This is a genomic window from Pseudomonas sp. ACM7, from assembly GCF_004136015.1.
Classification (GTDB): domain Bacteria; phylum Pseudomonadota; class Gammaproteobacteria; order Pseudomonadales; family Pseudomonadaceae; genus Aquipseudomonas; species Aquipseudomonas frigoris.
In genome coordinates this window covers 5733392-5760084 of sequence record NZ_CP024866.1, presented here as the reverse complement: position 1 = coordinate 5760084, position 26693 = coordinate 5733392, and the positions used below count along the sequence as shown (strand labels likewise).

Annotated in this window: 29 protein-coding genes and 3 pseudogenes; 21 read left to right on the top strand and 11 right to left on the bottom strand. The window is 53.9% G+C overall.

Annotation, left to right across the window (positions count from 1 at the left end; genetic code table 11):
- Positions 1–43: 43 nt before the first annotated feature.
- Positions 44–1384, bottom strand: a complete 1341-nt coding sequence (locus CUN63_RS27445) for an SDR family oxidoreductase (RefSeq protein ID WP_129444048.1) — start codon at positions 1382–1384, stop codon at positions 44–46.
- 253 nt (positions 1385–1637) lie between these two features.
- Here CUN63_RS27445 and CUN63_RS27440 point away from each other — a divergent pair, with 253 nt between their 5' ends.
- Genes CUN63_RS27440 through CUN63_RS27430 form a run of 3 tightly spaced genes read left to right on the top strand, consistent with a single transcriptional unit; the run spans position 1638 to position 3540 of the window.
- Entirely contained in the window at positions 1638–2288 is a 651-nt protein-coding gene (locus CUN63_RS27440; RefSeq protein WP_129444046.1) for a hypothetical protein, read from the top strand.
- Complete coding sequence (locus tag CUN63_RS27435) at positions 2288–2719, top strand: phage holin family protein (RefSeq protein ID WP_129444044.1); 432 nt, start codon at positions 2288–2290, stop codon at positions 2717–2719. Before CUN63_RS27440 ends, CUN63_RS27435 begins: the two co-directional genes overlap by 1 nt.
- A complete protein-coding gene (locus CUN63_RS27430; RefSeq protein WP_129444042.1) occupies positions 2716–3540 on the top strand; it encodes a DUF3618 domain-containing protein in 825 nt (274 codons plus the stop codon). Before CUN63_RS27435 ends, CUN63_RS27430 begins: the two co-directional genes overlap by 4 nt.
- 76 nt (positions 3541–3616) lie before the next feature.
- Here CUN63_RS27430 and CUN63_RS27425 read toward each other — a convergent pair whose 3' ends face one another.
- The 4 genes and pseudogenes from CUN63_RS27425 to CUN63_RS27410 form a co-directional block, all read right to left on the bottom strand.
- Entirely contained in the window at positions 3617–3856 is a 240-nt protein-coding gene (locus CUN63_RS27425) for a hypothetical protein (protein WP_129444040.1), read from the bottom strand.
- Positions 3857–4396: 540 nt separating this feature from the next.
- On the bottom strand, positions 4397–4969 hold the full coding sequence (locus CUN63_RS27420; RefSeq protein WP_129444037.1) for a carboxymuconolactone decarboxylase family protein: 573 nt from the start codon (positions 4967–4969) through the stop codon (positions 4397–4399).
- Between the two features lie 58 nt (positions 4970–5027).
- Positions 5028–5147, bottom strand: a pseudogene (locus CUN63_RS32455) (YkvA family protein); the annotation flags it as partial.
- A gap of 188 nt (positions 5148–5335) precedes the next feature.
- Positions 5336–6115 carry an MBL fold metallo-hydrolase gene (locus tag CUN63_RS27410; protein WP_129445175.1) on the bottom strand — a complete coding sequence of 260 codons (780 nt, stop codon included), beginning with the start codon at positions 6113–6115 and terminating at the stop codon, positions 5336–5338.
- A 55-nt stretch (positions 6116–6170) separates the two neighbouring features.
- On the opposite strand from CUN63_RS27410, the gene CUN63_RS27405 reads away from it, so the two are divergent.
- From CUN63_RS27405 to cydB, 4 genes are all read left to right on the top strand, one after another.
- Entirely contained in the window at positions 6171–7175 is a 1005-nt protein-coding gene (locus tag CUN63_RS27405; protein ID WP_256657609.1) for a GlxA family transcriptional regulator, read from the top strand.
- Between the two features lie 97 nt (positions 7176–7272).
- Positions 7273–8313 (top strand): cytochrome ubiquinol oxidase subunit I, encoded by a 1041-nt coding sequence (locus tag CUN63_RS27400; protein WP_256657608.1) that lies wholly within the window; start codon positions 7273–7275, stop codon positions 8311–8313.
- Entirely contained in the window at positions 8267–8491 is a 225-nt protein-coding gene (locus CUN63_RS32450; protein ID WP_306108938.1) for a cytochrome ubiquinol oxidase subunit I, read from the top strand. Before CUN63_RS27400 ends, CUN63_RS32450 begins: the two co-directional genes overlap by 47 nt.
- A 12-nt stretch (positions 8492–8503) precedes the next feature.
- Entirely contained in the window at positions 8504–9505 is a 1002-nt protein-coding gene (gene cydB / locus CUN63_RS27395) for a cytochrome d ubiquinol oxidase subunit II (protein ID WP_129444035.1), read from the top strand.
- Between the two features lie 199 nt (positions 9506–9704).
- On the opposite strand, the gene CUN63_RS27390 is transcribed toward cydB, so the two are convergent.
- Both CUN63_RS27390 and CUN63_RS27385 read right to left on the bottom strand, forming a co-directional pair.
- Positions 9705–9965 (bottom strand): hypothetical protein, encoded by a 261-nt coding sequence (locus tag CUN63_RS27390; protein WP_129444033.1) that lies wholly within the window; start codon positions 9963–9965, stop codon positions 9705–9707.
- A 247-nt stretch (positions 9966–10212) separates the two neighbouring features.
- Entirely contained in the window at positions 10213–10770 is a 558-nt protein-coding gene (locus CUN63_RS27385; protein WP_129444031.1) for an ATP-dependent Clp protease proteolytic subunit, read from the bottom strand.
- Positions 10771–11034: 264 nt separating this feature from the next.
- Between CUN63_RS27385 and CUN63_RS27380 the strand changes: the two genes are divergently transcribed.
- The 3 genes from CUN63_RS27380 to CUN63_RS27370 all read left to right on the top strand — a co-directional run bounded on the left by CUN63_RS27380 (position 11035) and on the right by CUN63_RS27370 (position 12652).
- Positions 11035–11466, top strand: a complete 432-nt coding sequence (locus CUN63_RS27380; protein ID WP_129444029.1) for a general stress protein — start codon at positions 11035–11037, stop codon at positions 11464–11466.
- A gap of 291 nt (positions 11467–11757) precedes the next feature.
- Positions 11758–12024 (top strand): hypothetical protein, encoded by a 267-nt coding sequence (locus CUN63_RS27375; RefSeq protein ID WP_129444027.1) that lies wholly within the window; start codon positions 11758–11760, stop codon positions 12022–12024.
- Positions 12025–12415: 391 nt separating this feature from the next.
- Positions 12416–12652 carry a hypothetical protein gene (locus CUN63_RS27370; protein ID WP_129444025.1) on the top strand — a complete coding sequence of 79 codons (237 nt, stop codon included), beginning with the start codon at positions 12416–12418 and terminating at the stop codon, positions 12650–12652.
- Positions 12653–12840: 188 nt separating this feature from the next.
- Here the strand turns inward: CUN63_RS27370 and CUN63_RS27365 are convergent.
- A pseudogene (locus tag CUN63_RS27365) lies at positions 12841–13137 on the bottom strand (helix-turn-helix transcriptional regulator); the annotation flags it as partial.
- Between CUN63_RS27365 and CUN63_RS27360 the strand changes: the two are divergent.
- From CUN63_RS27360 to CUN63_RS27340, 5 genes and pseudogenes are all read left to right on the top strand, one after another.
- A pseudogene (locus CUN63_RS27360) lies at positions 13112–13432 on the top strand (SDR family NAD(P)-dependent oxidoreductase); the annotation flags it as partial. The pseudogenes CUN63_RS27365 and CUN63_RS27360 sit on opposite strands and share 26 nt — an antisense overlap.
- A gap of 29 nt (positions 13433–13461) precedes the next feature.
- Entirely contained in the window at positions 13462–13863 is a 402-nt protein-coding gene (locus tag CUN63_RS27355) for a VOC family protein (protein WP_129444023.1), read from the top strand.
- The gene (locus CUN63_RS27350; RefSeq protein WP_129444021.1) at positions 13860–14837 is read left to right on the top strand and encodes a trans-acting enoyl reductase family protein; all 978 of its coding nucleotides are present in this window, start codon (positions 13860–13862) and stop codon (positions 14835–14837) included. The genes CUN63_RS27355 and CUN63_RS27350 overlap by 4 nt, the downstream gene beginning before the upstream one ends.
- A 57-nt stretch (positions 14838–14894) precedes the next feature.
- Positions 14895–15212 carry a hypothetical protein gene (locus CUN63_RS27345; RefSeq protein WP_371928195.1) on the top strand — a complete coding sequence of 106 codons (318 nt, stop codon included), beginning with the start codon at positions 14895–14897 and terminating at the stop codon, positions 15210–15212.
- 136 nt (positions 15213–15348) lie between these two features.
- Positions 15349–16125: an SDR family NAD(P)-dependent oxidoreductase gene (locus CUN63_RS27340; protein ID WP_129445174.1), complete on the top strand. Its 777-nt coding sequence runs from the start codon at positions 15349–15351 to the stop codon at positions 16123–16125.
- A gap of 100 nt (positions 16126–16225) precedes the next feature.
- Here the strand turns inward: CUN63_RS27340 and CUN63_RS27335 are convergent, their stop codons facing one another.
- Positions 16226–17104, bottom strand: coding sequence for a LysR substrate-binding domain-containing protein (locus CUN63_RS27335; RefSeq protein ID WP_129444019.1), 879 nt, complete (start codon positions 17102–17104; stop codon positions 16226–16228).
- A gap of 101 nt (positions 17105–17205) precedes the next feature.
- Here CUN63_RS27335 and CUN63_RS27330 point away from each other — a divergent pair, with 101 nt between their 5' ends.
- The 4 genes from CUN63_RS27330 to CUN63_RS27315 all read left to right on the top strand — a co-directional run bounded on the left by CUN63_RS27330 (position 17206) and on the right by CUN63_RS27315 (position 21700).
- A complete protein-coding gene (locus CUN63_RS27330) occupies positions 17206–18408 on the top strand; it encodes a pyridoxal phosphate-dependent aminotransferase (protein WP_129445173.1) in 1203 nt (400 codons plus the stop codon).
- A 120-nt stretch (positions 18409–18528) separates the two neighbouring features.
- Complete coding sequence (locus CUN63_RS27325; protein WP_123364336.1) at positions 18529–18954, top strand: VOC family protein; 426 nt, start codon at positions 18529–18531, stop codon at positions 18952–18954.
- 114 nt (positions 18955–19068) lie between these two features.
- Positions 19069–20328, top strand: a complete 1260-nt coding sequence (locus tag CUN63_RS27320; protein WP_129444017.1) for a cation:dicarboxylate symporter family transporter — start codon at positions 19069–19071, stop codon at positions 20326–20328.
- 184 nt (positions 20329–20512) lie between these two features.
- Entirely contained in the window at positions 20513–21700 is a 1188-nt protein-coding gene (locus CUN63_RS27315; RefSeq protein WP_129444015.1) for a gamma-glutamyltransferase family protein, read from the top strand.
- A 966-nt stretch (positions 21701–22666) separates the two neighbouring features.
- Here CUN63_RS27315 and CUN63_RS27310 read toward each other — a convergent pair.
- Complete coding sequence (locus CUN63_RS27310) at positions 22667–23191, bottom strand: cupin domain-containing protein (RefSeq protein ID WP_129444013.1); 525 nt, start codon at positions 23189–23191, stop codon at positions 22667–22669.
- Positions 23192–23355: 164 nt separating this feature from the next.
- On the bottom strand, positions 23356–23880 hold the full coding sequence (locus CUN63_RS27305) for a transporter suffix domain-containing protein (RefSeq protein WP_129444011.1): 525 nt from the start codon (positions 23878–23880) through the stop codon (positions 23356–23358).
- Positions 23881–23999: 119 nt separating this feature from the next.
- Between CUN63_RS27305 and CUN63_RS27300 the strand changes: the two genes are divergently transcribed.
- Both CUN63_RS27300 and CUN63_RS27295 read left to right on the top strand, forming a co-directional pair.
- Positions 24000–25553, top strand: a complete 1554-nt coding sequence (locus CUN63_RS27300; RefSeq protein WP_129444009.1) for an efflux transporter outer membrane subunit — start codon at positions 24000–24002, stop codon at positions 25551–25553.
- Positions 25550–26689 (top strand): HlyD family secretion protein, encoded by a 1140-nt coding sequence (locus CUN63_RS27295; RefSeq protein ID WP_129444007.1) that lies wholly within the window; start codon positions 25550–25552, stop codon positions 26687–26689. Before CUN63_RS27300 ends, CUN63_RS27295 begins: the two co-directional genes overlap by 4 nt.
- Positions 26690–26693 lie beyond the last annotated feature (4 nt).

Sequence of the window (26693 nt, the reverse complement as noted above, 5' to 3'; positions counted from 1 at the left end):
CCTGCTGTTTCTCAAATAATGCCAGCAGGTTCCATGACTCTAATCATGCTCTTTCGTAGAGAGCACGTTCGCGCCGTCCATGACGATAAAGCGCAAACAGAGCTCCGCCAATTAATAGCGTTGCGCCGACTGCCAATAGCATGGAAGGTCTCCGCTTGGCTGCGCGCCAGCCACCTTCAATGCGACGTTGACCGCTTGGCGGCGCGAAAAGGTTGCCTGATGTCGATGCCGACTGTGGGCTGTGTTCCAGGCCCATACGAGTCAGCCATCCATATAGAAGGGGAAAGCCGGGCACCAAAAAATGCGCTAGTCGCGCCATCGTGGCTGCTCCTCCCACGGTGGTACTCGGCCTTGGACGTAACGCGCAGGCAACCATACCTTGGGCGACGAGATGCGGATCATAAATGGGTGGAGGTGGCTTAAGGGCATGACCGGTGAAATTACCCCCGTCACGAAATCCCGGTGTGTCCATGACGGTTGGATAGAAATCGCAGACATGTATATCAGGATACTCATTCAGCTCACCACGTAACGCTTCGCTCAAACCCCGCAGACCGTATTTGCTGGCCGAGTAAGCTGCTGCGTAGGGGTGTGCGACCCAGCTCCCGAGTGAAAGGGTATTGATCAAAATACCCCGTTTTTGCGCCTTGAAATAGGGCCAAGCCACATAGGCTCCTCGCAGGTAACCGAGCAGATCCGTTTGCAGCACCTGCTCATGAGCCTCAAGAGGTGTTTCCTCGAAGTTGCCCACCGCACCGACACCTGCATTGTTGATCCAGATGTCGATGCGACCGTCCCCAAAAGCGGCAGCCTGATCGGCCAACGTTCGCATCTGTTCGCTGTTTGTCACATCAGTGCGAACTGCCAGGGCCGTCGCACCGCGTGAAACACATTCTTCGACGACTTCAGCAAGCGCCGTTTCATCACGAGCACCAAGCACCAGACGGGCGCCCTCGCTGGCGAACGCATGTGCCGCCGCACGACCTATGCCGCTTGATGCCCCGGTGATGACCACCAGTTTGTCGCAGAGTGGCCCAGACGCCTTGCGACGGTAAAGATCAGGGGTGGCGTTGATTCCTTGTGTGGGGGGATCCACTTGGGCGGTATAGCGCACCTGGTTCAACTTCAGACGTGCACCATCGGCCAAGGTTAATGTCAGGTCTTCGATGGTGCCAGCGACCCGATTTGGAAACACTGGTTCACCTAAAGGGTCAAGTTCGTCATACAAAAATTGCTGACCTTCCAGCCACCCGACGGCGGTCATTAACTCGGGCTCCAGGTAATACTTTCCATCGAGAAAGAAGCCTGAAAAATTACGAGTGCGTTCGAGGCTTTCGACGGCGTAACGCTCGCCTGGCTTCATACCGGTTAGTGAGTGAATCATGGTGACATCCTCAGGTTCGGCTGGTGTTGCGATAGAGGACGGGTTGTAAACAATGTTCCATCGAAATGACCCAAAGGCGTACAGATTGATGGGGCAGTCTTTCTATCCTTCGGCATCTAGGGAGAAGTTGCATCGCTCATCATTTCATTGGAACTCCCTATAACGCTGCTCCGTCATCTGAAATGAGGGGGGGCTGCGGGCACTTCGTGGCGAACCCTGATAACGCTTTTTCATCCAGAAGGCGAGGGACGACATGAATACTTCAGACAGCACCACCGGAAGTCAGCCAGATAAACCCAACTCCGGAGGGACAGAGCAGAACTTCGAACACTTGAAAGAAAACGTTACTGAGGCGCTTGGCGACGCCAGGCAGCAAGCAGACGCGCAGTTTGGACAATACCGCGACACGGCAGCAGACCAGATAGAGGCGCTGGCCCAAGGAGCGAAGTCCTTCGTTTCCGAGATCGAAAGCAAGGACACGCTCGGCATGTCCGATTACCTTGCAGACATGGCTGAATCCATGAGTGGCCTGGCGGGCAATCTGCGTGGAAAAAGTGCCGAACAGCTGCTTCATGACGCCGCCGACCTCGCGCGTAACAACCCTGCACTCTTCATCGCCGGCAGTGTTGCGCTGGGTTTTGGTCTATCGCGCTTCCTGAAAGCAGGGAGCTCGCCTGCGGCGACATTCACTGATACCAGCGATCCAGCAGCAGGTAACTCAATGCCTCCGTCAGGTGGTTTTGGCGCTCAACGACCCTATGAAACCTCCGTTCCATCTCGCACCGATCAAAGCCCCGGCCTGGCCACTGGCATCACCCCGCCTTCACCGAATGAGCATGATCATCCTTTGGACTTCGCAACGAACTCGACACCCGGTTCAACAAACGTCAAAGGAGCACTGTGATGAACAGAGATGATCCAGATTTTCCGGGCTCAAGACCAGTGCCTGTGCCTGATCCCGACGCTTCGGTCGTCGGGTTGATACGGCAGCTATCCCGTGAAGTGCCTGCGCTGTTCACCAAGGAACTCGCTTTGGCCAAAGCAGAGCTTCAGGCGAGCCTTACGACGCTCAAAGCAGGCATTGCCGGTGTCGCGGGTGGTGTGATTGTGCTGATGGCAGGGTTCATCATCTTATTGATGTCCGCCGTCTATGGCCTGAGCACTGTCCTAGCCCCGTGGTTGGCAGCCCTGATTGTCGGTGTCGTGGTGATGATCGTAGGGTTCGCCATGCTGCAGTCCGGGAAAAAACAATTCGAGCCGTCCCACTTCAAGCCTGATCGCACGCTAGATGCCTTGAGCAAAGACCAGGAAGCGCTGCGGAGGAAAGTCTCATGAACAGTGAATTCGAAACTGAGTCGCAGAAAAGCCCAGAGGCTATCGAGCGTGAAATCGATGCGCAGCGGGCGAGTATCGGCAACATCGTTGATGCCCTAGAAAGCAAATTCACGCCGGGTCAGGTGTTCGATCAGGCGTTGTCTTTGATGCAGAGCAACGGCACGACATTCCTGACCAACCTGGGCACCAGCGTTCGAAATAATCCCCTTCCTGCGGTACTGACGTCGGTTGGATTGTTGTGGTTGATGATGAGCCAGAACCGTCCGCCAACCCCTCGCCCTGGTTATCGCGCCGGCCCGGATCAGAACACAGTCGGAGAATGGGCCGATGGGCTGGCCGACGGCATCGACAGCGCGCGTGACCATTTGCACCAGACCGCCGACACGTTCAAGGAAGGGTACCAGGCCGTCAAAGGTAAAGCTGCGAGCCTGGGGGACAACCTGGAGGCTGCCACCGAAAACATCAGCCATGCCGTTCATGACGCCAGCGACCGTTTGGTGCGCAGTACACAAGTGATGAGCAATCAATTCAGCCAGTTGCTGAAGCAGCAGCCTCTGATGGTAGCCGCTGCAGGTATCGCGTTAGGGGCGATGTTGGGGGCGGTATTGCCTTCGACGGAGACTGAGCAACGCTATATGGGCAAGACCAGCGCAGGCCTGGCCGACAAGGTAAAACAACAGGCGAGGGAGGGATTTGATGCGGTGCGCGATACGGTGACAAAAACGACTGATCACTCAGACGTAGACGTGAAACCGGAAGGGGAGCTCCGGGCAGCATCCGAGACGCCGGCCGATCAATCTCGAGGATTGGGTACTTCATAAAAGGTTGACTGAACGACGGGAGGTCTGACACTGACCTCCCGCTTCTCATTTGGTCAAACATACTTCAAGCCTGCTGCTAGTTGCCATCCGCAACCTTACGTTCTATCTCCGCTGTTTTTCGATTGAGTTCCTCAACCTCTTGTTCCTTGGTTCGGGTAGAAGATGGCGTAATGGTTTCATCGACTCCTTTGGTGTCGCTGTCCGCGTCCTGTAAATCTCTTTCGACCACATTCACGGGTTTTCCCGATGTATCGGTGGGTGGGGCATCGGACGTTGGTTCTGATTCGAAGTCGTTATCACGGTCATCATTATTCATGTCGCTTTACCTCCATAGACCTACACATTGGATACAACGGTGCGAGTTCGAGCTTTTTTAGGCGTTCACATTGACTGTCGGCGGTCGTTCATTCGCTTTGACCTCGATTACCAATTGAATGAAGAGAACAACAACTATCGTTGCTGAGTCGGTGGCAGTGTCGCCAAATTAAAATACTGATGCCGCCGAAAAAGTGGCAACAAAGTGAGGCGAGAGACTGCCGAGCTGAAGGTTTACAATTGGTGCAAGCTGTCCGACGTCGAAACATATTTGCAGGTATCTTCAACCTTGACCGCGTTAGCATCGCCAGAAAGCGCGAAGCGGTGCAGACGATCTGCGATCCTGCATGAAGCCAAGGTATACATGGACGTCGTTGGAATTTCGTTTGTTACAGCCTAGCCTCATCACCGTATGAGGAAGGTACCTGAGAAGGCCACTTAGCACGGTCTGAGCTGCCAGGGAGACCGCGTGCAGTGCTTACGACCATCTCTCTTGGGATGATCGCCAAGAAGCAGAGCGAGCTCAAATTTCCGGAAGCGGTTATTCCTGCTGCCAAGCCCTGCCCTCGAAGATCTTGTCTAGAGGGGTATGAAAGAGGTGATTGGAATAATTACTCAACGTCTTTATCGCAATCGCCAGAACGACCTCCAAGATTTGCCGTTCGCCATAGCCGACCCCCTGGAATGCTTCAACGTCTGACTTAGAGGGCAACCCCCGGGTATGGAACATCACACGCGTGAACGCGGCCAATGCCGAGAGTTTTTTATCTTCTATCTCCGTGTTGTCACGAATCGCATTGGTGGCTTGCGGGGTGAGCCCTGACTTCATATCGGCAATAGCGCTATGAGCCGAGACACAGTATTCGCATCCGTTTTCGCGACTGATAACCAAAAAAATCAACTCCTGCTCCGCCGATGTGAAACCTGACTCGTTACGGAAGGCTGAATAGCCTTCCAGGTATGTCTCCAGCAGGCCAGGCGAGTTCGCCATGTGGGAGTACATGTTTGGGAGAACGCCTGCTTGTGCTTTACCTTTGGTCAAAACGTCCTTTGCTCGGCCTTCGGAGGCCTCCAGTTCAATAGCTGGCAGCGTCATTTGGTATTCAGAAAGCATGTAAATGTTCCTCATAATATAGACTGATTGGTCTTTTAATTGGTAGCCAGAGTATTTAAATGACAACCTCATCCAGATACCCGAGGACAGGAATGAAATCGGGGACAAGGTCGATTGGACTCAACGAGTAGGCCACGACTAACACGGAAATGCACTTCGGCAGCCAAGGCGTTAGTGGAACCTGATAACAAAATCAGAGAACAATGGTTTGGCGCTTGAGATTCTTGGCCCGGCTCCGCAGGTGTTCGAGGATGCCGTCCATTTTGACACCGTCCCTATCAGTGCCAATTTTCGTAGCATCCGCAAGAAGTTTCTAAATTCGTGCCGGCATACAAGCTAGTGGACACACCTCACGATGGCTATTAGTTAAAACATGAACTCCATAATTTCGCCATCTGCTGGGATCCGCAAGCGCTGGTCAATACCGGCTAGTTTTCCTGCTTTAGCGAGCGCAGGTCTAGTTACCGGGCAATGGCTGACCGCCTCCATGTGATTGGCTACCACCGTTCCGCGTTTCAACCGGGTGAATTCAACGACCTCGTCAATCCCCATGATAATATCGTCACCAAAATCAAATTGTGCGCCTCCAGCAGGTACTACGCTGACTTGTGGCTGATGATGTAGCACGAAATCCCTTATGGTCGGCGTGAGAATTGTATCGCCAGCCAGATATAGGCTGGGTTCGCCTGGCATTTCGATAAAGTAACCGACACCGTGCTCCATCAATTTGCCTATCAGGCCTTTCCCATGGGTGCATTTGATTGTACGAATCGTTCCGCCCAAAAAGAGATTAGGCTGCTCATGATTTTCAGGAAGCGGCTGGATGTTTAGGCCTTGCTTTGCAAGATGAGGCGCGTCGTGCGGTGAACAGATCACTGGAATTTGTCTATCGCGAAGCCATTTTTTAGCTGCTCGATCCAAGTGGTCGAAGTGCCCCTTTTGGCAGTGGGTGATTAGACAGTGGGTTACCGCATTGAGAACAGCCGGGGTTGAATCCGGCAATTCGACGATTGGGTTACGCTGCCTGGCGCCGAATAATCGTAACGGCGGAAGCGCATCTTTTCGCGCCATCATTGGGTCGACAAGGATACGATAGAGGCCAATTTCGACAATGATTGTGGCATTTCGAATTTGTTGAATTTTCATCATAAAACCCTCCTGGAAAGAGATCTCATGGTGCCAATTCGATACTGAGGCCATAATGGCGAAATTAGCCATAATCGATTCATTTTCAGCCATGCCCAGAACCTTACGAATTGGACTGCTCCTTTTCTCCAACTGCATGCCTGCGGGGTTGTTTGCATTCGCTGACCTTCTGTACGCAGCGAATCGGCGTACAGGTCATGATCTGTTTGAGACTGTCTATGTTGCGGTGCAGATCGGGTCAGTTGAATGTGCGCATGGCGTAACGTTGCAGGCGACAGAGTCCCTCGACAGCGACGAGCTGGACGCCATCCTAGTTCCAGGTTTCTGGGCAGAGTCGTCGCAGGAGGTTGAAACGGTGTTGGTAGCTCACTCGCCCTTGGTGGCAGCGCTATCGAATCGTGCCAAAAGATGCACGCTTTTGAGTTATTGCACGGGGGTTTGTCTACTTGCAGCGAGCGGTCAGTTAAATGATCAGGCGGCGACGATTACATGGTGGCTCGTGGAGACAATGGCTCAACGCTATAAAAAGGTGCGCTGGCAAAGCGAGCAGACCTGCATCATTAATCAGAGAACGGCCACAGCTTCAGGCGTAAACGGATATCTACCCATTGCCCAGGCGCTAATCGAAAAGAATGTCAGCTCTGAAATTTTTCGAGACCTCATCAAGTTGATGGTGCTACCACGCCCGGCAGTCGTTCACACCGCCTTTCAGACAATAAGCCTAATGGAACAGCCCGACAGGTTATTGCGTAAGCTAATTGTCCTCGTTGAGCAATTGCCGGCTGAACAACTTACAGTGGACAAATTGGGGGATAACCTCGGAATGTCCGCGCGCACTCTAGCGCGCAAGGTCAAAAAAGAAACCGGCCTAGCGGTTGCAGCCTATGCCCGTCTTATAAAATTAAACCAGGTCAGCGAACGCCTCACGTTGACGTCATCAACCGTCAGCACAATCAGCCTAGAGCTTGGTTTCAGCAGTGATTCCAATTTGCGGAGAATGTTCAAAGAGTTGACTGGCTTAACGCCAGCGGAATACCGACAGAAGTTTGGTCGTTATTGATTTAAGTAGGGTCTTTATTAAGTGTCTAGTCAAAGTTTCGCTTCTGCATTCTGTTTCGAAATCTGTCGCTCCCTTAACGTAAAAAGTCTACCTGGATGTGTATCGTTACTGGTTGAAGGTATTAGCCGTCAATGTGGCGGTGGGCACTGCTTCGGGACTGATTCTGGAGTATCAGTTCGGTCTCAACTGGTCGCGGTTGTCGACTCAGGCGGGAGATATCCTCGGCCCCTTGATGTTCTACGAAGTGCTTGCCGCCTTTTTTTTAGAGGCTGGTTTTCTTGGCATCATGCTCTTCGGGTTGAAGAAGGTCGGCCCTCGTATTCATTTCTTCGCCACTTGCGCGGTGGCGCTCGGATCACTGATCAGTGCGTTCTGGATTCTGTCAGCCAACTCCTGGATGCATACACCCGCTGGTTACGCCATTGCCACAGATGGGCGTTTCATAGCCGACGACTGGTGGGCAATCATCTTCAATCCATCGTTCCCTTATCGACTCGTGCATATGACGTTGGCGGCACTGCTCAGCAGCGGCACGCTGGTAGCCGGTATCAGCGCCTGGCAGCTGTTACGTGCACCTGAGAATCCGCGAGCTCGGCTTACATACTCAATGGCGCTTTGGGCGATTGTGGTGCTTATACCAGTACAAATTCTCGTGGGAGATCTTCATGGTGAGCACAGCTTTAAGGTTCAGCCGCAGAAGGTGGCCGCCATCGAAGGCTCCTGGACTCCCCCAGCTGAAGGAGCGGGCGAACCTTTACGCTTGTTTGCCATTCCTGACATGACCGCGCGGCGCAACCATTGGGAAGTGGCTATTCCGCGCATTGCGTCGCTGTACTTGCGGCACGACCTGAGTGGCACTATCGCCGCGCTGGACGAATTCCCTCCTGAGGACATCCCGCCGGTGCCTGCGGTGTTCTTTGCATTTCGCGTCATGGTCGGTCTAGGCCTATTGATGCTGGGACAGGGCCTGACCGGTTTGGTATTGCGACGGCGGCAACGATTGTACGCAGCGCGTTGGATGCTCCGAGGGTGTGTGCTGATGACCCCGGCTGGATTTGTGGCGATGCTGAGTGGCTGGGTAGTGACCGAAGGTGGGTCGCCAACCCTTTACCGTCTATGGCCTGCTGCGCACCACTGACGGTCTTTCGTCGGTGTCTCGACAGCAGGTGATTAAGTCAACATGGTTCATCCTGTCGTTTTACCTGTTGATATTCGGCGTTGGCCTATGGGTGCTTCTGCGAATACTGCGTGAACCACCGCACGAAGACGAGGCCGGGCCACAGTCAACCCTGGCTGACGAGACAGGTGATTCCTAAGGGCATGAATCCATGTTGGACAATGACTGGATAACACTACTTTCTGCGGCGGCCTTGGCGTTCTCAGTGATGAGCTATGTGCTACTGGATGGCACTGATCTTGGTGTAGGCGTACTGCTTGGTCTTACCCGCTGTAGCAAGCAGCGACGTGCCATGGCAGTGACTATTTTGCCGATTTGGGATGCCAATGAAACGTGGCTCGTACTAGGTGGCGGCGGCCTCCTGGCACTATTTCCGCTGGCCTACGCCATCCTGCTGCCGGCGCTTTATTTGCCCTTTATTCTGATGTTTTTGGCGTTGATTCTTCGAGCGGTAGCGCTGGAATTTCGTGATTACTGGCCCAGTGACGGAATCAAGCGCATGGTCGATGGCTTGCTGCTGGTCGGTTCACTGCTCGCCGGCGGTTCTCAGGGCGTGGTGTTGGGCACGCTGGTACAAGGCGTATCTAATGACGGCGGGCAATACAATGGTAACGGTTGGGAATGGCTGGCTATGTTCCCGCTGTACTGTGGCGCGGTGCTTGTCGTGGGCTACACATGGCTGGGCGCCTGCTGGCTTTATTGGCGTACTCAGGACGATCTCCAAAGGAGATCAAGCCGTCAGGCGAGGACGCTGGCAATCGTAACTGTGGTGCTATTGGTCGTGTTGGTGGCCTGGACAGCGACACTCGATACTCGCTATGCGCATCGGCTTTCAGATCCTCTTGTCTGTCTGCTGGCCTCAACGCTGCTCATTGCACTGCTAATTGGCTTCATCTTGGGATTTCGAAGCCGCCGAGAATATCTACCGCTGTTCGCTGCGTTGGGAATCTTCGTCTTGGCCTTCGCATTGATGATCGCAGCGCTTTATCCGCTGATTGTCCCGCCGCATTTGACGTTGCAAGCCGCCGCCTCCAGTCCGACCAGTCAAATTTTCATGTTGGTCGGTTTCGCCGTGCTGATCCCAGTGACCCTCATCTACAACACCTACGGCTTTAGCATCTTTAGCGGGAAGGTTCGTGCTGCTCGCGATTGACTGCAACGCTGACCTGCTTCTGACCGGGTAAGGGCGAAAAGCAATGGCATCTATTGAGGGAATCGGGGCGCGCTGATTGGTGACCGTTACAACGATCTCGCACGGTTCAACAGCCGCGCCCATCAGCGTGCCCGCCTACTCTGAGAATGATGCTGGCACAGCATCGATGTTGAGGATGGCTTCAACGTCTAGCGAAAACTCATACATCGATTTGGAACTCCAGATCACCGTTGTCTAACTTGTGCGTCTGAGCCACCGTGCCTGTCAGATGTTCTTTGGGGGAAAGGATTATTGTCAAGGAATGTGCCTTGTGTAGGTCATCTGGTACTGGAGAAAGCACCTGCACCTGAAAAGCGCCGGGGGTGATAGGCGTAATGACAAGGTCGCAATCAACGCTTTTCGCTATAGGGCCGAAAAGAGTGTCGTGGAAGTAATTCAAGCGTGCGGCAGTGGTGGCCATGGCAATCTCCTTGAACATACAAGGGTTGAGGGCTAAGGGCTGAAGCTTTTGCCCCATCTATGCGCTAGACGGAGGGTGTGACGCTTGAGTTCAACGCCAAGGCCCAACGGTGTATTTCGAGGCCCATTGCTTGGCGTGCTTTTTTCTAGGCTATTTCCCCAAAGCGCCAATTCCATGATGGCAGCAACGATTGCTCTCTCGTGATTAGTCTTTGATACACAGCTATATATCGCGGAGCGGGCTAGGCTCATCCACCGCTGACTTTCCAATGTTTGACATTATCAGCGAACATCATTTGCTTCATCTCATGCGCAATCCCGTATGCAAGAGACTCATGAGCGGCGATGACTTTTTCTTCCGCTGAAAGGCAATGAAAAATATCGAGCTTGGTCTCTGCATCAGCCGTTTCGAGTGTGAAAATTTGCACGTAACGTGCAAGGTCGTTGTCGAGGCTCGACAGGTATTCACGCAGGCGCTGATGGTCGACTGATTTTTGGCTGAAGTACCAATTCATCGGGTGAATCAGGAAGCGTGAGTGGGGCGAGGTGATACGGCGGCCTGCCGCCAAAAACATGATGATGCCCATTGATTCGATGTTGCCCGCGTTGATCGCGCATAGCGGCACCGGCAATGACTTCAGGAACGTGTAGAGGGTGAAGCCAAAGTTCGTGCTACCCCCGCTTGTAGAAAGATTGAGGAGCAAGGAGGTGGCGCCTTGATCGATGGCTTCGAGGCAACAATCCCGGAAGCGCTCAGTCGTTCCCTGATCGATCTGGCAATGAAAATGCACGATGTGTTCAGTCATCGATTGACCGCCTGAGTGTGATGCACGGAGGGCTTCTACGAGTTATTAAGTCTAGTAAACATCGATCGTTTTAATCTGAAATTCGACGAAGGATGCCCCCTCTATGACGCATACGCCGTCCATCGAACGCGCTCATTTTCGATGGAACCAAATACCCCTATCCACTCGTCGCGAGCCCAATATTTCCGTTCAAACTTTCTGTTTTGTGCGTCCTCCCAATTAGACGAGCCCATGCTCGTGCTAACGATGTAGAGGTGAACAAAAATGGCCAATACAGGAAACAAAAATCCAGGCAATTTTTCTAATGACCAGGACAAGGCTTCTGTAGCCGGTAAGAAAGGTGGAGAAGCCTCTGGCGGAAATTTTGCCAAAGATCCACAACGCGCGTCTGAAGAAGGCCAAAAAGGTGGTCAAGCTTCCGGCGGACAACAATCTCGCGATAGCGATCGCATGTCCGGAGGCGGGCAGGGTACGAATCGCGGAGGCGAATTTGCCGACGATAAAGAAAACATGTCCAAACCAGGCCAAAAAGGCGGCCAAGCTTCAGGCGGACAACAATCCAACAAGGCTGATCAATCGTCCAGCGGTGGGCAAGGAAGCGGACGCGGCAGCAATGTCGCCGATGACCGCGATAAGTCCTCTGAAACGGGACGCAAGGATGATGGGATGAGCGGAGGCGGAGGACGCAAACCCTGATGACGTCTGACCCTATCAAGCCCCGAATCTTTCGGGGCTTGATTTCGATATTCCCGGCCAATACTGAGATCCGAGCCTTGGCTCAAAACTCAGCGACGAATATGTTTGGGGGGAACAATATCTCGTAGAGGCGAGTGCCGATCGCCAGAATTTTAAGAATTGCTCTAGCGCTTTCGAAGGGATTGCCCCAAAACCATCGAAATTTTTACGCAAGAGGCGGCACAAGTGATCCTATGAAGAGGTATCGGCCTTATTCACGAAACTACCTCTTAAGATGTCGAGGTTATCCAAATGCACCTGGTCGAAATTTTTTTGCCGCTCAACACTAACGATGGCACACCTCAGCCCGTTGAGCTTTTTCGCCGTGTAGGGGAACAGATGGCCGATCAGTTCGGAGGGGGCACGGCGTTCACCCGCAATCCGGCGAAAGGTTTTTCGCTGCAGGAAGGTAACGAGAGAGCAGAGGACGACGTCATCGTCTGTGAGGTCATGGTTGAAGCTGTTGATCGGCTTTGGTGGCAAAGCTACAAGCGCGATCTAGAAGAGCGTTTTCACTAGGAAGAAATTCTAATCCGCGCCACTGCCGTGAGTCTCATTCGCTAACCAAATCGCTGAGACGAAATAGATGTAAGAACTGCGAATTGTGGACACCAAGATGGTAGTGCCGTGCAAATGACTCGTGAATGAGCAATTCGGAGGCGTGGCTAATCACGCTCTTGTAGGCAGTATCCAAAGGCTCGGTCAGGAGTGAACTGTCTCGGTAGACGGTCAACCGGGGTGACGCCTTAGATGCGCAACAGTGCAAGTGCTAGCCGACGTACCGAAACCCATCGGTTACTCGATTGCCAAGAGTGGCGTTTGCATAAGAAGGCCCAAGCGGAGCAGCTGAACGAAAAGCTGACCAATAATTCAATATCGTAGGCTGATCCCACATTACAAGGATCTCACCGTGCACAACTACACTCTGGAATACCTGTTTAACGGCGAGCCCCGCACCCACATTTTCGAATTGAAGCAGCCTCAGCTGCCCGCACATGAGGCGGCGATGCACCTGCTACAGCTGCATTTTGGGGATGGAGAGAACAGCCTGATCATGCCCACTGCGGACGCGACACCGGAGGAGATTTTAAAGCAGGCTGAGCTGGTAGGGCTGACGCAGATTAAGGTCGTCGATCAACCCGGTTGATTTAAGGTGCAGCGACCTGCAGCGCGCGCCTTGGCAGATTTAAAGGGATGATCTTGGCCGATTGCTGCCTGTCACAATGGACTGCAACCGACCCATACCGAAAATTGATCCCTTAGATCTTAACGAGATGTGCATGGGAACGGCTGACAAACTGGCTCAATACTTAATAGGCTAAAAAACCAGTTTATCTACCTTGCATTGCTGCGGGTTTCCCCAAGAATTCTTGCCGCGTCTCGCGCCGGCAGTAAGCCAAACACTCGTGCGTAGTCGCGGCTGAATTGCGTAGTGCTTTCATATCCGACCTCGAGTGCCGCGCTGGTCACACTTTTGGCGTTGGCCACCAGCAGCGTCCTCGCGTGAAGTAAGCGAACTCTTTTTTGATACTGCAACGGGCTTAGTGCGGTGACGGCTTTGAAATGACGGTGAAAGGCTGACACGCTCATCGCAGCCCGTTGTGCCAGCGTCTCCACCCGCATCGCCACGGCGGGTGTCGCGCCTTATGCGGCCTTCAAGGGCGGTCTCGACGTGCTGACCCGGTACATGGCCAAAGAATTCGCTGATCGACGCATACGTGCCAATGCTGTCTCGCCGGGGGCGATTCGCACCGAACTGGGTGGCGGTTTGAATGACGAGTTCGAGGCGTTACTCGCATCGCAAACCGCGCTTGGCCGAGTAGGCGAGCCCCAGGACGTCGCTCGCGTGATCGCCATGTTGCTGTCCGAAGAAGGAAGCTGGATCAATGCCCAGACTATCGAAGTTGCAGGCGGCTATTTCATCTGAATCCGCATCTGAACAGTGAGGCAACCGCAATGCTTGATCATATTTTTATCTCCGTAAGCGACGTTGAACGTTCCATCCTTTTCTACACCGCAACACTGACCCCGCTTGGCATTACCGCGCGGCTTGACTACGACGGCAAGGACGGGCCGCCAGGCCATTCTGATCTCAAGGGCTTCGGCGCCAATGGGCGGGTGTTCTTCTGGTTGCGCGAGGGCGTAGCGCAGGGGCGGGCAGTTCATGTCGGCTTCGTGGCCAACAGCAAGGCCGAGGTCAAAGCAGCCTATACGGCGGCTATGGGAAATGGAGCTGTCGACAACGGCCCGCCGAGTACACGCCTGCATTACGACCCCAATTACTACGCTGCCAATGTCCTTGACCCGGACGGTTACAGACTCGAATTTGTCTACAAAAACTGGCAGCACACTCAATGAATACGTTGATGATCTACGGCGCGACGGGCTACACCGGTCGCATGGCTGCCGAGCATGCCACGGAGCTGGGGCTGGACGTTGTCATCGCTGGGCGCAATGCCGAAAGGTTGGTGCCGCTCGCCGCGAAACTGGGCGTTGCTTACCGGATCTTCGCGCCTGATGCCCTGGCAACAGAATCCCTGGACGGCATCGGCGTGCTGCTGAATTTTGCCGGGCCTTTCGCACAGACGGCGGACGCCTTGATGCAGGCCTGTATCAAGGCTGGAGTCGACTATCTGGACATCACGGCGGAGATCAATGTCTATAGGCTGGCGGAACGGCTCGGCGCGCAGGCTGCCGAGGCGGGCGTCATGCTGTTGCCCTGTGTCGGCTGGGACGTGGTGCCGACAGATTGCCTGGCAATGCACGTCGCTCGCCGTGTGCAGGATCCGCAGTCGCTGAAAGTGGCGCTACAAGTCGCCGGCTCCATGTCGCGGGGATCGGCCTTAAGTGTCAGCGAGATCATTGGCGCGGGCCTTTTGGCGAGAGTTGAAGGGCTACTGGTTGCAGCCCCCGATGCGCAGCCGCAACTCTTCGATTTTGGCGAAGGGCCGGTACTGTGTGCGCCGCTGTCTTTCGGTGATCTGGTCACCGGCTGGCATACCACCGGCATCCCCAACATTTCCATGTTCGTGCACATCACTGGCGATGCTTTCCCGGAAGGCGATCTCTCACTACTTCCCGACGGCCCAAGTGCTCAGCAGCGTGAAGTCTATCGCGCCCGTGCCGTGGCTGAAGTCATAGGCGCTGACGGCACAATTGCGCGCTCGGTCATTGAGACCGTCAACGGCTACACCTACACACCGTTAGCTGCTGTGGAGGCAGCACGGCGGGTGTTGGGCGGTGAGCGCCGACCAGGCTTTGAAACGCCCGCACGAGCGTTTGGCGTCGGATTCGCCGAGACGATTGCAGGCACAACTATCACGGATTTTTAGGGCGCTACAACGCCTCGATTTCGCGCTCTTCAAATGCGACTGCACCTGGAGCGCCCAATGCCGCCCATTTCCACGCGCCTGGTGGCGCTGTTTGTTCTTTGCCTGACTCTTGTAGTGCCAGCCCAGGCCAACGCCTGCCCAGCTGGCGAAAAACAAGTGTGCCTGGACGACTGCATCTGTCTGCCAGACCTGGGACAGGTGCTCGGCCCCCGGCCTGATCGTATCTACAAGATTGCGGCACCTGTCCTGGCGCTGTGGCTAAGCCAAGCCCGCGCTGAAGCCGCCACCGCCGGCACCCAACCCATTCCACCGAAAATCCGGGAACAACTGCTGCGCTGTACGCCCCCTGCGCCCTCGATACCGCGCGCGGTTTGAGTACAACAGGGCCCTTCGAAGGCCCTTTTTATTTGCAGTTTATCGAAGTCAGCGACCAAATCCTCAACCGGCGTTTCCGGCTATCTGCTACACCTCCATTCGTGTGCTTGGCAAACCTTCAACAGAGGCAAGGATGATGAATTCAAGCTGGGCAGATCAGGTGGCGCTTGTGAGTGGAGCGGGCAGTGAGCTTGGAATCGGTATGGCTATTGCCCATCGTCTTGGGGCTCAAGGGGCCAAGCTGATCGTCACGGCAAGCAGCGCACGCATCAATGAGCGGGTTGCGGAGTTACGCGCCGCCGGCTTCGAAGCAGAGGGTCGACCGGTAGACTTAACTCAGGAAACTCAGGTTAGTGAGTTCGTCGCTTGGGCTGAGGCCGTCTGGGGCCGCATCGATATTCTTGTAAATAATGCCGGTATGGCGATGCAAGGGAGTCCAGAACCGTTCGCCGAGTTCACGAATACGAGCCTCGAAACCTGGAATCTTTCCATCGCTAGAAATCTGACAACTGCGTTCCTGTTAACTCAAGGGGTGTTGCCTGGGATGCGGGCTAGAGGATATGGCCGCATAGTGAACATCAGCTCAACCACAGGCACACGAGCCAGTAATCCAGGAGAGGCTGCTTATAGTGCAGCAAAGGCCGGAATGGTAGGGATGAACATGAGTCTTGCTCTTGAGGTTGCTCATCTAGGTATCACTGTGAATTCAGTTGCCCCTGGTTGGATAGCTACAGGGTCGAGCACTCCTGATGAAGTCAAAGCAGCACGCTCTACACCTCTTGGGAGAGCGGGTCGGCCAGAGGAAGTGGCCGCTGCCGTTGTATTCTTGGCTTCACCTGAAGCGAGTTACATCACAGGTGAGTTGCTCGTGGTGGATGGAGGCAATTGCTTGGTGGAGAACAAAGCTTATTAAGACTTTTTTAATCCCTTCTGCGACCGTTGAGTCCTGGCTGACCAAGTGATTCTGGTTTGAGTACAAAAGGGCCCTTTGAGGGCCTTTTTTTGCCAGGAATTTATTCGGAACCGATCTTTACTTGATCGCTTATAAGCTGGGCAAGTATCCGCACCGGTTCGGTAAAGGTCTGCCGAGATCTATGCACAAGCCCGATATCACGGTGGAAGGTGTGCTGACCAAGGTCGAGCGCTCGTACACCTGCTGGCCATTCCTGATGGGGTGCTGTCTGCGGCACTAGCGCTACACCTACACCATTTTCCACCAGCTTGATGATGGCCTCCAGTTCATCCAGCTCACAGACTTCACGTAAGGTGAAATGCATCTGCCGCAGGAAGCGATCTACCTGCCTTCCCCCGAAGGATGATCGGTCGTACCGAATGAACGGTTGGCTGGAAAGTAGTTTTGACCAATCTTCTCCCGGTACATCGCGCGGAACGATCAAGCGATAGGGCTCAAGCGCCAAGGTCGTCCACCGCAGATCGCTTTGCAGAGAGAAGGGCGGGCGAATGATGACTGCCATGTCAATTTCGCCGGCATCTACAAGGTTGACCAGTCCCATCGACAAGCCTGGAATTACGCGTGTTCGGCACTGTGGGCATTGTTGGTGAAACTTTGCTAAGGCGTCCGGTAAATAGGAGCGCTGTACGGAAGCGATAGCGCCGATATTCACCAGGACGCTGGCAGGAAGTCCCACTGTGGTGGAGCCAAGGTTGTCGTAAAGGCGAAGCAGCTCTTGCGCTTGCAGGAGTGTCTGGTGGCCCATTCTATTGAGGTGGGCCGAGCGTCCCTTTCTGTCGAATATCTCGAAGCCGAGCTCAGCCTCCAGACGCTGAATCTGGGCACTTACTGCAGCCTGGGTGAGACCGATCTTGTTGCCGGCGGCGGCGAAAGTGCCTTCCCGTGCTACGGCAATCAGTGTTTTGAGTTCTTTGATCATTCACAAATAATAATTGTGTTTCTAAGAAATATATATTGATTTTTTTACTCGGCTTGCAGCTCTACGATGGCCCCATCCTCAAAAACAATAAGGGTCAGGGTATGCAACTGCTGGGGAATCTTCTGCAAGCTGTGAAGCCATCACCGACGCTTGCTATCACTCGAAAAGCGGCGGATCTGAAGCGCCAAGGCGTGGATATCATCGGCCTGTCGCAAGGCGAACCGGACTTCCCAACGCCCGATCATATCAACGCGGCTGCCAAGCTTGCGATCGACAAAGGCCTGACCCGATACACTGATGTCGATGGTACGCCGGAACTGAAAGCCGCCATTGTTCGCAAGTTCGAACGCGAGAATGGCCTTGTTTATGACTCGTCAGAAATCAGTGTCGGCACGGGCGCCAAACAGATCATCTTCAATGCTTTGCTGGCGACCCTGAACCATGGCGATGAGGTGATCATCCCCGCGCCTTACTGGGTCTCCTATCCGGACATGGTGCGGCTAGCCGGTGGCATTCCAGTGGAAGTGAGCTGCCCGGAAAACCAGAGCTTCAAGATCACAGCCGCTCAGCTTAAACGCGCAATAACCCCCCGCACGAAATGGGTCATTTTGAACTCGCCGAGCAACCCGACTGGTGCTGGCTATTCCGCAATCGAACTGAAGCAACTAGGTGCCGTCTTGTTGGGGCATCCGCAGGTGTATGTGCTCTCTGACGACATCTATGAGCATCTGCGGTACGACGGCTGGGAGTTCAACACCATCGCGGCTCAGGTGCCGGCACTGCGCAACCGGACGCTGACAGTCAACGGTGTTTCGAAGGCGTACTCCATGACGGGCTGGCGTATCGGCTTTGCGGGAGGCCCGAGAGAGCTTATTGCCGCAATGTCCACTTTGCAGTCGCAAAGCACGAGCAACCCCTGCTCCATCGCACAAGCGGCGGCGCAGGCAGCGCTGGACGGGCCTTTAGATTTTTTAGAGAGCCGAAATCAAATTTTCAGCCAGCGGCGCGATCTCTGCCTAGGTGCTTTCGAATCCATTCCAGGTTTGACCTGTCGTCGACCAGAGGGTGCGTTCTACCTGTTCCCTTCCTGTGAGGGCCTGATCAATCGCCAAACACCTGCCAAGAGGTTGCTAAGCGATGACACGGATGTTTGCCGCTATTTACTTGAGCAAGCGCGAGTCGCTGTGGTGCCTGGCAGCGCATTTGGTCTCGAAGGATATTTTCGGATGTCATTTGCGACATCTACTGAACAACTTGAGCAGGCGTGCATGCGCATACGTTTGGCGTGCGAACAACTGAGCTAATTATTGAAATTCACTTCCGCCCAAAACGCTAAAAGGTTGTGGGCGGTGCGCAGAACCGTCGGGCGGCATTAATACGCTGTTCCTTTTTTCACAAACAAAAATACTGTAATTGGAGTTCTAATGAGCCTCTCTCCTTTCCACCTCGCAATCCCTGTTTACAACCTCGCTGGCGCACGCACCTTTTATGGTGAAGTTTTTGGACTGGAAGAAGGTCGTTCCAGCACACAGTGGGTCGACTTCAACTTTTACGGTCACCAACTGGTTATTCATGAACATCCAAAAACTGCTTCGCAAGAGAGTGTCCATAGCAACCCGGTAGACGGACACGACGTGCCGGTTCCTCACTTCGGCATTATTTTGGGCTGGGAGCAATGGGAGGCACTGGCAGAACGCTTGAAGTCTTTTGGCACCGAGTTTGTGATTGAACCGTACATTCGTTTCAAGGGGCAGGTTGGCGAGCAAGCGACGATGTTCCTGTTCGACCCATGCGGTAACGCGCTTGAATTCAAAGCTTTCAAGGATATGAGCCAGCTATTTGCAAAATAACAATGACACTTGGCATAACTATGTTGTGCCATTTTTATTCAAGTGAGCTGGAAGCTCATGACTCTAGCAACTGCTCTGTAACGCAGTCCTTTCATTCCAACAAGAAGGCTAGACATGAAACGTATTCCCTTGGTGTGGCAAATAGTTGCCGGGCTTTTGCTTGGCGTGCTCGTCGGTTGGTACTTTAATACCAATCCGCAATATCAATCGTGGGTCAGTGCTGAAATCCTGAAACCGCTTGGAGATATCTTCATCAAAATGATGAAGATGGTTGTTGTTCCTATTGTGTTCTGCTGCATGATTCTTGGCATCGCTGGAGGTGGAGATAACAAATCCTTTGGCCGAATGGGAGTGAAGTCGCTGACTTACTTTTTTGCGATCACGGGCTTAGCCATCGTATTAGGGCTGTGTTTTGCGAATATTTTCGAACCTGGAACGGGCACTGATATTTCAGGAATCTCCCACAGCGCCGCGTCGATAACCATGGAGCCTTCGAAAGGGGCACTCGTTATCTTGCAAAATATCGTACCTGACAACGTCATCGTAGCGATGTCAGAAGCGAAGCTGTTGTCGGTGCTTTTCTTCGCGGTGCTGTTCGGTCTGGCTTTGAACTCGCTACCTCGAGAAAAAAGCGCGCCAGTGGTCGCGGTGGTTCAGGGCATTTCTGATGCGATGTTCAAAGTTGTCTCAATCGTCATGGCCTACGCGCCAATAGGCGTATTTGGCATGATTGGCGCTACCGTCGCGACCTTTGGCTTTGCCTCGCTCTTGCCCTTACTCAAGCTGATTGGTGTGGTTTACCTGGCACTCATTGTCTTCGCGTTGGTGGTACTCGGCGGAATTTGCTATCTGATCGGCGAGAACGTTTTCAAGCTGATCAAATATTTCCGAAATGAGCTGATCCTTGCCTTCTCGAGTGCCGCATCGGCGGCGGTTATGCCGCAGTTGATGACAAAATTGGAGAGCTATGGTGTTCCACGCCGTATCGTCAGTTTTGTGGTTCCAGTCGGTTATGCGTTCAATTTGGATGGAGCATCAATTTTCCTTGGGGTTGCTACGATTTTTGTCGCTCAACTCTATGGTATCGACCTGTCGCTTTCTCAACAGATTCTGCTGGTGGTCACAATGGTGCTGACCTCCAAAGGTGCTGCTGGGGTACCTGGATTTGCCATCATTATTCTGTCTGCGACATTGGCTTCTGCCGGTCTTCCATTGGAAGGGGTGGCGCTTATCGCGGGGATCTTCAGGATTATCGATAGCGGAACCACCACGCTGAACGTGCTGGGTAATGCCATCGCCCCCTTGGTAATTGCCAAATGGGAAAAGGCGGCCCTTGAGCCTTCAAGAGCTGAGTTGGTAACACAGAAAGCATAGCTATTCAGGGGGAGCCATCGGCCATCAAAAGCCTTTGGCTCTTCTTGTTTTCGTCGTTCAACAATAGTTGTTATGTGTGTTCTCTTTGCCGGGTTCTGATCTGTGCAGTTAAGTTTTTCCTTAACTGCATCAATTCGGATTACCGCGTTTTGCTGCCGATTACTAATAAAAAATAAGGTACTTTATGCGCAAAGAATCCTTTCCCGATTCACATCGTAAGTTTGCTTTGTTGTGTGCGGTTTTACTCGCCAGCTTCCTGACCGTGGGAAATGCTCAGGCCGCTTCAGGCAACACTGTTAAATCGCAACTGTTGACTCATTCTGCGGTGGCAGTACCTGATCGTTATGCGGCTGAAACAGCTAGAGCCATCTTTGCCAAAGGTGGCAATGCCATCGATGCGGCGGTGGCCATTGCATTCACTTTAGCCGTTACCTACCCGGAAGCCGGCAACATCGGCGGTGGTGGGTTCATGACGATCTATCACGAGGGTAAGCCTTATTTCCTTGACTACCGCGAGCGGGCACCACTCAAGGCGACCAGGGACATGTTCGTCGCCGGCAATGGACGAGTGATCCCTGCTGATAGCACTCAGAGCAGCGTGCTTGGTTACAAGGCCGTGGGCGTGCCAGGTACGGTCGCCGGCCTGTGGGAAGCCCATCAGCGTCTTGGCAAACTCAGCTGGCAGGTGCTGGTCGAGCCGGCAATCCGCTATGCAGATGCGGGCTTTCGAGTTGATGAAATGCTAGCCGGTTTGGCGGCAGCGGAAAACAAACAGCGATTCGCTGGAAAAACCAATTTCTCTGAGCATTTTGGTAGGTTGCAGTCGGGCAGGATCTTTAAGCAGCCTGAACTGGCAGCGGTATTGAAACGAATCGCGAAGCACGGCACTGCAGGTTTTTATTCCGGCAAAACAGCCGAACTGATCGTTGCTGATATGACGGAGCATGGCGGACTTATCAGCGAAGCCGACCTGCGGAACTACAAGGCAATTTGGCGAGAGCCGATACAGGCAAACTGGAATGGTTTCCAGGTGGTGACCGCGCCACCGCCCAGTTCCGGTGGTATCGCGCTGGTTCAGTTATTGAAGATGAAAGAAGCGCGCAACGCGGATTTTAGTGGCGTGCCGCTGAACTCGCCAGAGTACATTCATCTGGTCGCAGAAATCGAAAAGCGAGTGTTTGCCGACCGAGCGCAGTACCTGGGCGATCCCGACTTCTACAAGGTTCCGGTAAGACAGTTGCTGGATGAGAATTACCTACTGCGGCGTGCGGCGGAAGTGAGTGTTTCGGCCCCCTCAGACACGGTATTAAATAGTGGTTTAGGGATATCAGACATTACAGGTTCACCGGGTACTCGACGCACACGTCTTTAACTTCCGATTATGACAGTAACTGGAAGTTCGATACATTCGCCTCATAATAAATCCCCCAGCTATTGGTCACGATCATTGACCTTCGAGGTTATCGCTTGGCACAAAGCAACGCAACTCTTATTCATTCATTTACAGCGGACAAATACAAGTCTGATTGGTGTTACAGACATTCACTTCGACACACAAATTAAATCCTAACGGTACTAATTTTATATTCATCACTCTGAAATCAATGATTTTCTTATGATACGTGAACAACTTACTTCGTATTATTGAGTTGAAAAACTGTTTCATTCCGGCGTCAACTACAGCTCATATGCTGTTTTCAGTGTTTCCCACTCTATGACCGGAGCCGAGGGCTTAGCGAGTACATAGGCGTGCAGCGTAATCATCAGAGGCTCAATATCTGGGGCCCGGTGATGCCGGTCTAATCCAATACCGCAATCGCTGCGTAGATCATATGCTGTGCTCCGGGTTTTTCTCAGGATTTAGCATAATCCAGCAACTGACTGGGTTTTCTCACGATAGGCGCAAATCTGCGTTTATCATTGATTTATATAGACTTAAGCCTAGAAAGAGGGATTTTTGCTCTTGGGATTTCTCACGATTCCCTCAAAACACTTAACTTGCAACCATTTTGATGTTCGTGATTTTATTTACATACAAATCAATACCTTATGGCAATCCGACAGAGCGTCAAATTCTCACCAATTCGTTAAGAGAGGAACGCTAAAAGTCTCCAATTGAGTTTTCTATCGTTTTAAAACAAGTGGTTATGGTAGGCCGACGAAGGATTCTCATGATTTCCCGATTGGCGCAGGATTTGTCGAATCAGTGCCTTACGAGGTTCATGAACATTATTAACATAGCACCTCGTTTAACATAATATACATTACGCGTAACAAGGTGTTTCGAGATTAGCCCGGTTGCACGCAGATTTGGCAGCGATCAAATCGCCTCAGCCACTCATTCTCCCGTCAGCTTCTCAAACAGCTGCGAATGTTCGGGAAATTGCTCGCTAAGCTTTTGCTGACTGCCCAATTCCATATCTGCAAAATCAAACCCTGGTGTAACCGCTTCGCTGATCAGGCCGTATCCCGCCAATCCATTTGTAAGCGGCGAAGCTTTCCAGACACCACCCGGTACATGCAACTGTAAACATTGTCCGGCGATTATATCGCTGCCCATCACAACCGTTTTTAATGTGCCGTCCGGAAAAATCAGGCTGTACTGAATCGCATCTCCCAGATGGTAGTAATGCACGATGTCCGATTGGTTCAGATGGAAATGACCTGTCGGCGAATCCTTGGTCAGCAAGTAGTAAATGGATGTCATCAGGTAGCGCTGGCCCCCAGCGGTCTCAACCATCGCGTGGTGATCGGTTTGAAAGGTTCTGCGGTAGAAACCGCCTTCCATGTGGGGTTCCAGGTTCAGTGCTGCAACTACAGCCTCAGCGCTGGGAATGTGTTTATCAAAGGTGTTGGTAGTCATGTTGATTGAGCCCTCCAGCCTTTGAAATAGCGCGCAATTAATGCGCTAACTCTATTATGGCTACGCATATGATTAATAATAACTATGCTAAATAGCTCTTTAGTAGAGCTAGCCATTAGAGCTTGAGCACACGAGTACTCACTACCCTCGCCCACTATTGTTATTCACGCTGCACTTGTGTTTGCGACACGAGCAGTGCGAATAAACAAGGCGCGCACTTTCTCCCAGAAATTCCCCCCCAATACAAAAAAGCTACCGATCAGCATGAGGTCACCCAGCGCTTGAACTTGCCAGAGGTTGGGTCTGAGCCCCGGCCAAATGCTGTCGATGTAGGGTTCAAGAAAGGAGGAAATCAGCGGCACAAAAAACATCACGATGCCAACTCTATGACGCAATGGGCCCACTTCGACTTCCGTGCTGGGTGCAAGTGAGGACACATAACCGAACAGGCTGCGCTTTAACTGTTGGAATCCGGACTTGCCCATGATGGCAATGGCGAGAATCAGCAGGATTTTGTTGCTGATGAACAGCACGCCGGTCAGTGCAGCGATCTTTGACCCCGGCACATCGGCTGCCGCTGCGAGTGGCACCAACAGCCAGGAACCCAGCATCAAGCAGATAATGACTATTCCCAACTTAAAGCGCCAACCGGCTGAATGGGGTTCAACAACACCCGGGGTGTTATTCATAATCGTCGTACCTTTCTAGCGGATCACAGTAGATTTGATGGCGCTTAAAAAAGCGTAGCAGCCGTGTGCCCATTTGGACGGCTATGCTCCAGTGATCTTTGTTGGTCGGGAAATGCGTAATGCATCCAGGTACAACCCTGCTGAATTGGCCTGGCCGGTTCGTGTTGCTTGGCGTATTCGGCCTCAGTGGTTGCGTACGGCTTGGGCCGGATTTCCAGCCGCCCGGCGAAGAATGGGTCAAACACTGGAGCACCCCTGCCCTCGAGCAATCCAGCCAGCGCAGCCTTAACCCGGACATCCGTCAGTGGTGGCAAGTCTTTGCCGATCCGGTCCTCAATCATTTGATTGCCGAGTCGGATGCACGCAACTCCAGCCTCAAAATCGCCGGCCTGCGCGTCATGGAAGCCCGCGCCCAACTCGGCATTGCTCAAAGTGGTCTTTACCCGCAACTGCAGCAAGCCAGTGTCGACAGTCTTTACTTTAACCGCAGACAATCCGGCGGAACCAACCCGCAAGACAGCCATTTCTGGCAACACAGCGCGGGGTTCGACGTGGGTTGGGAACTGGACTTCTGGGGCCGCTTCAGTCGCGCCATCGAGTCATCCGATGCCAGCTACTTCGCCGCTCAGGCCAACTATGAAGACGTGCTCGTCCTGCTGCGCGCGCAAGTGGCCGATACCTATTTTTCGCTGCGCACCACCGAAGCCCGTTTACGCGTCGCCCGGGAAAACGCCAAACAGCAAAAGCGCAACTTCGAGATCACCGAGAAGCTGTTTAATCGCGGCCAAACTGCCGAACTCGACCTGCAACAAGCCAGGACACAATACCTGGGCACGTTGAGCACCATCCCCAACTTCGAAGACCAGTTGCAAAGGACCCGCAATGCGTTGGCGGTGTTGATTGGTCAGCCACCCGGCGCACTGCCGCAACTGCTCGAGAACGTGGGATTGATACCGCTGGTCGACCGTGCCGTGTTGCAAGATGTACCGGCCAACCTGCTCCTGCGTCGGCCTGATGTGCGCGCCGCCGAGCTTAATGTCGCCGCCCAGTCAGCGCTGATCGGTGTGGCCGAGAGCGATTTCTATCCGTCGCTGACCTTACTGGGCAGCATCGTCTGGTCCACCGACACGCTCAGTGGCACGCCCCGGAATCTGGATTTGATCGGCGGCCCCAGTCTGCGCTGGAATCTGTTTGATCACGGCCAGATCAGCGACAACGTGCGCGTGCAGGATGCGCGGTTGCAGCAGCTGATCGAGGTCTACCGCGACAAGGTTCGCCAGGCGGCACGCGAGGCAGACGATGCGGCCTATGGCCTGATCAAATCCCTGGAGCGCGAACGCATCCTGCGCGAGGCCGAAGTAGCCGCCAAACGCTCGCTGGTGCTGGCCAGCGCGCAGTATCGCGAAGGTTATTCGGACTTCCAGCGGGTGCTGGATGCGCAGCGTGCCTTGCTCGAACAACAGGACAATTATCTGGTCGCCCGCAGCAATGCCGTCAGTAATGTCATTGCGTTGTACAAAGCCGTGGGCGGTGGCTGGTACAGCGCGCAGCCGAAAGTTGATCCAACCACCCGCCAGCAAATGGAAAAACGTACCGACTGGGGCGATCTGCTGGAAGAACCCGCCACTGCACAGCCTGCCATTCCAATGTCTTACAAGGTAAAAGACCAATGAGTGAAGCCGCCCAGCCCACGCCCGAGACACCTGTCACCCAGGTGCCAGCACCGGCCGCCGACCCGGCAAAAAAAGGCATCAAGTGGGTTCTGCTACTGATCCTCTTGAGCCTGTCCTGGTACCTGTTGGCGGATCGTTTCACCCCCTACACACAACAGGCCCGGGTGGGTGCCTTTGTGATTCCGGTCGCCTCGGAAGTGGCAGGCCGCGTGACCCGGGTGAACGTGCGCAACAACCAGGACGTCAAGGCCGGCGAAATCCTTTTCGAGGTGGACCCTCAGCCGTACCAGATTGCCGTCGACCGTGCGCGCGCCGACCTTGAATCGACCCGCCGACAGATCGGTGCGAGCACCGCCGGCATTGCCTCGGCGCAAGCCAACTTGCGGGCAGCCCAGGCCAATGAGCTCAAGGCGCGCCAGGACAATCAGCGTCTTGAGGGTTTGTATCGCGAAGACCCCGGCACCATTTCTGTACGTCTGCTCGAAGTGTCTCGCGCCAACCGCGAACAGGCTGTGAGTCAGGTCGCCGCTGCCCGCGCCGAAGTGCAGCGCGCGCGTGAACAGGAAGGTGGCAGCGAGGAAGACAACGCTTTGCTGCGCAGTGCCGCCACGGCGTTGTCCAAAGCTGAACTGGATCTGTCCAACACGCAGATTCGCGCTCGCTCGGCCGGGCTGATTACGGATCTGCGTACTGACGCAGGGCAATTCGCCGCTGCCGGCAGCCCCGTCATGACACTGATCGCCATTCATGATGTGTGGATCAGTGCGGACATGACCGAGAACAACCTCGGTCTGATGAAGCTCGACACGCCGGTTTCGATTGTTCTGGATGCTCTGCCGGGCGAGGTCTTCGAGGGGCGCGTGCGCAGCGTCGGTTACGGCGTCAGCGTGGGGCAGACACCCGCGCCTGGCACCTTGCCCAGCGTGCAGAACAGCCGCGATTGGTTGCGTCCGGCTCAGCGATTTCCGGTCATTATCGAGTTTTCGCCAGACTCGTTGAACACGTTGCGTGACAGTCGGGGGATCCGTGCCGGTGGGCAGGCCGAAGTCATGGCCTTCCCCATCGAAGGCAATCCGCTGAACCCACTCGGCCGCGTGTTTGTGGGGTTCATGAGCTGGCTGAGCTATGCCTATTAAGGGC

What these genes read in the sequence shown, in the direction of transcription:
- CUN63_RS27385 (WP_129444031.1), bottom strand. Translation starts at nt 10,770, where the DNA reads ATGACTGAACACATCGTGCATTTTCATTGCCAGATCGATCAGGGAACG.
- CUN63_RS27315 (WP_129444015.1), top strand. Translation starts at nt 20,513, where the DNA reads ATGCGCAAAGAATCCTTTCCCGATTCACATCGTAAGTTTGCTTTGTTG.
- CUN63_RS27355 (WP_129444023.1), top strand. Translation starts at nt 13,462, where the DNA reads ATGCTTGATCATATTTTTATCTCCGTAAGCGACGTTGAACGTTCCATC.
- CUN63_RS27345 (WP_371928195.1), top strand. Translation starts at nt 14,895, where the DNA reads ATGCCGCCCATTTCCACGCGCCTGGTGGCGCTGTTTGTTCTTTGCCTG.
- CUN63_RS27325 (WP_123364336.1), top strand. Translation starts at nt 18,529, where the DNA reads ATGAGCCTCTCTCCTTTCCACCTCGCAATCCCTGTTTACAACCTCGCT.
- CUN63_RS27440 (WP_129444046.1), top strand. Translation starts at nt 1,638, where the DNA reads ATGAATACTTCAGACAGCACCACCGGAAGTCAGCCAGATAAACCCAAC.
- cydB (WP_129444035.1), top strand. Translation starts at nt 8,504, where the DNA reads ATGTTGGACAATGACTGGATAACACTACTTTCTGCGGCGGCCTTGGCG.
- CUN63_RS27420 (WP_129444037.1), bottom strand. Translation starts at nt 4,969, where the DNA reads ATGCTTTCTGAATACCAAATGACGCTGCCAGCTATTGAACTGGAGGCC.
- CUN63_RS27410 (WP_129445175.1), bottom strand. Translation starts at nt 6,115, where the DNA reads ATGAAAATTCAACAAATTCGAAATGCCACAATCATTGTCGAAATTGGC.
- CUN63_RS27310 (WP_129444013.1), bottom strand. Translation starts at nt 23,191, where the DNA reads ATGACTACCAACACCTTTGATAAACACATTCCCAGCGCTGAGGCTGTA.
- CUN63_RS27295 (WP_129444007.1), top strand. Translation starts at nt 25,550, where the DNA reads ATGAGTGAAGCCGCCCAGCCCACGCCCGAGACACCTGTCACCCAGGTG.
- CUN63_RS27405 (WP_256657609.1), top strand. Translation starts at nt 6,171, where the DNA reads ATGGCGAAATTAGCCATAATCGATTCATTTTCAGCCATGCCCAGAACC.
- CUN63_RS27435 (WP_129444044.1), top strand. Translation starts at nt 2,288, where the DNA reads ATGAACAGAGATGATCCAGATTTTCCGGGCTCAAGACCAGTGCCTGTG.
- CUN63_RS27430 (WP_129444042.1), top strand. Translation starts at nt 2,716, where the DNA reads ATGAACAGTGAATTCGAAACTGAGTCGCAGAAAAGCCCAGAGGCTATC.
- CUN63_RS27340 (WP_129445174.1), top strand. Translation starts at nt 15,349, where the DNA reads ATGAATTCAAGCTGGGCAGATCAGGTGGCGCTTGTGAGTGGAGCGGGC.
- CUN63_RS27335 (WP_129444019.1), bottom strand. Translation starts at nt 17,104, where the DNA reads ATGATCAAAGAACTCAAAACACTGATTGCCGTAGCACGGGAAGGCACT.
- CUN63_RS27300 (WP_129444009.1), top strand. Translation starts at nt 24,000, where the DNA reads ATGCATCCAGGTACAACCCTGCTGAATTGGCCTGGCCGGTTCGTGTTG.
- CUN63_RS27320 (WP_129444017.1), top strand. Translation starts at nt 19,069, where the DNA reads ATGAAACGTATTCCCTTGGTGTGGCAAATAGTTGCCGGGCTTTTGCTT.
- CUN63_RS27380 (WP_129444029.1), top strand. Translation starts at nt 11,035, where the DNA reads ATGGCCAATACAGGAAACAAAAATCCAGGCAATTTTTCTAATGACCAG.
- CUN63_RS27330 (WP_129445173.1), top strand. Translation starts at nt 17,206, where the DNA reads ATGCAACTGCTGGGGAATCTTCTGCAAGCTGTGAAGCCATCACCGACG.
- CUN63_RS27390 (WP_129444033.1), bottom strand. Translation starts at nt 9,965, where the DNA reads ATGGCCACCACTGCCGCACGCTTGAATTACTTCCACGACACTCTTTTC.
- CUN63_RS27305 (WP_129444011.1), bottom strand. Translation starts at nt 23,880, where the DNA reads ATGAATAACACCCCGGGTGTTGTTGAACCCCATTCAGCCGGTTGGCGC.
- CUN63_RS27425 (WP_129444040.1), bottom strand. Translation starts at nt 3,856, where the DNA reads ATGAATAATGATGACCGTGATAACGACTTCGAATCAGAACCAACGTCC.
- CUN63_RS27445 (WP_129444048.1), bottom strand. Translation starts at nt 1,384, where the DNA reads ATGATTCACTCACTAACCGGTATGAAGCCAGGCGAGCGTTACGCCGTC.
- CUN63_RS27350 (WP_129444021.1), top strand. Translation starts at nt 13,860, where the DNA reads ATGAATACGTTGATGATCTACGGCGCGACGGGCTACACCGGTCGCATG.
- CUN63_RS27375 (WP_129444027.1), top strand. Translation starts at nt 11,758, where the DNA reads ATGCACCTGGTCGAAATTTTTTTGCCGCTCAACACTAACGATGGCACA.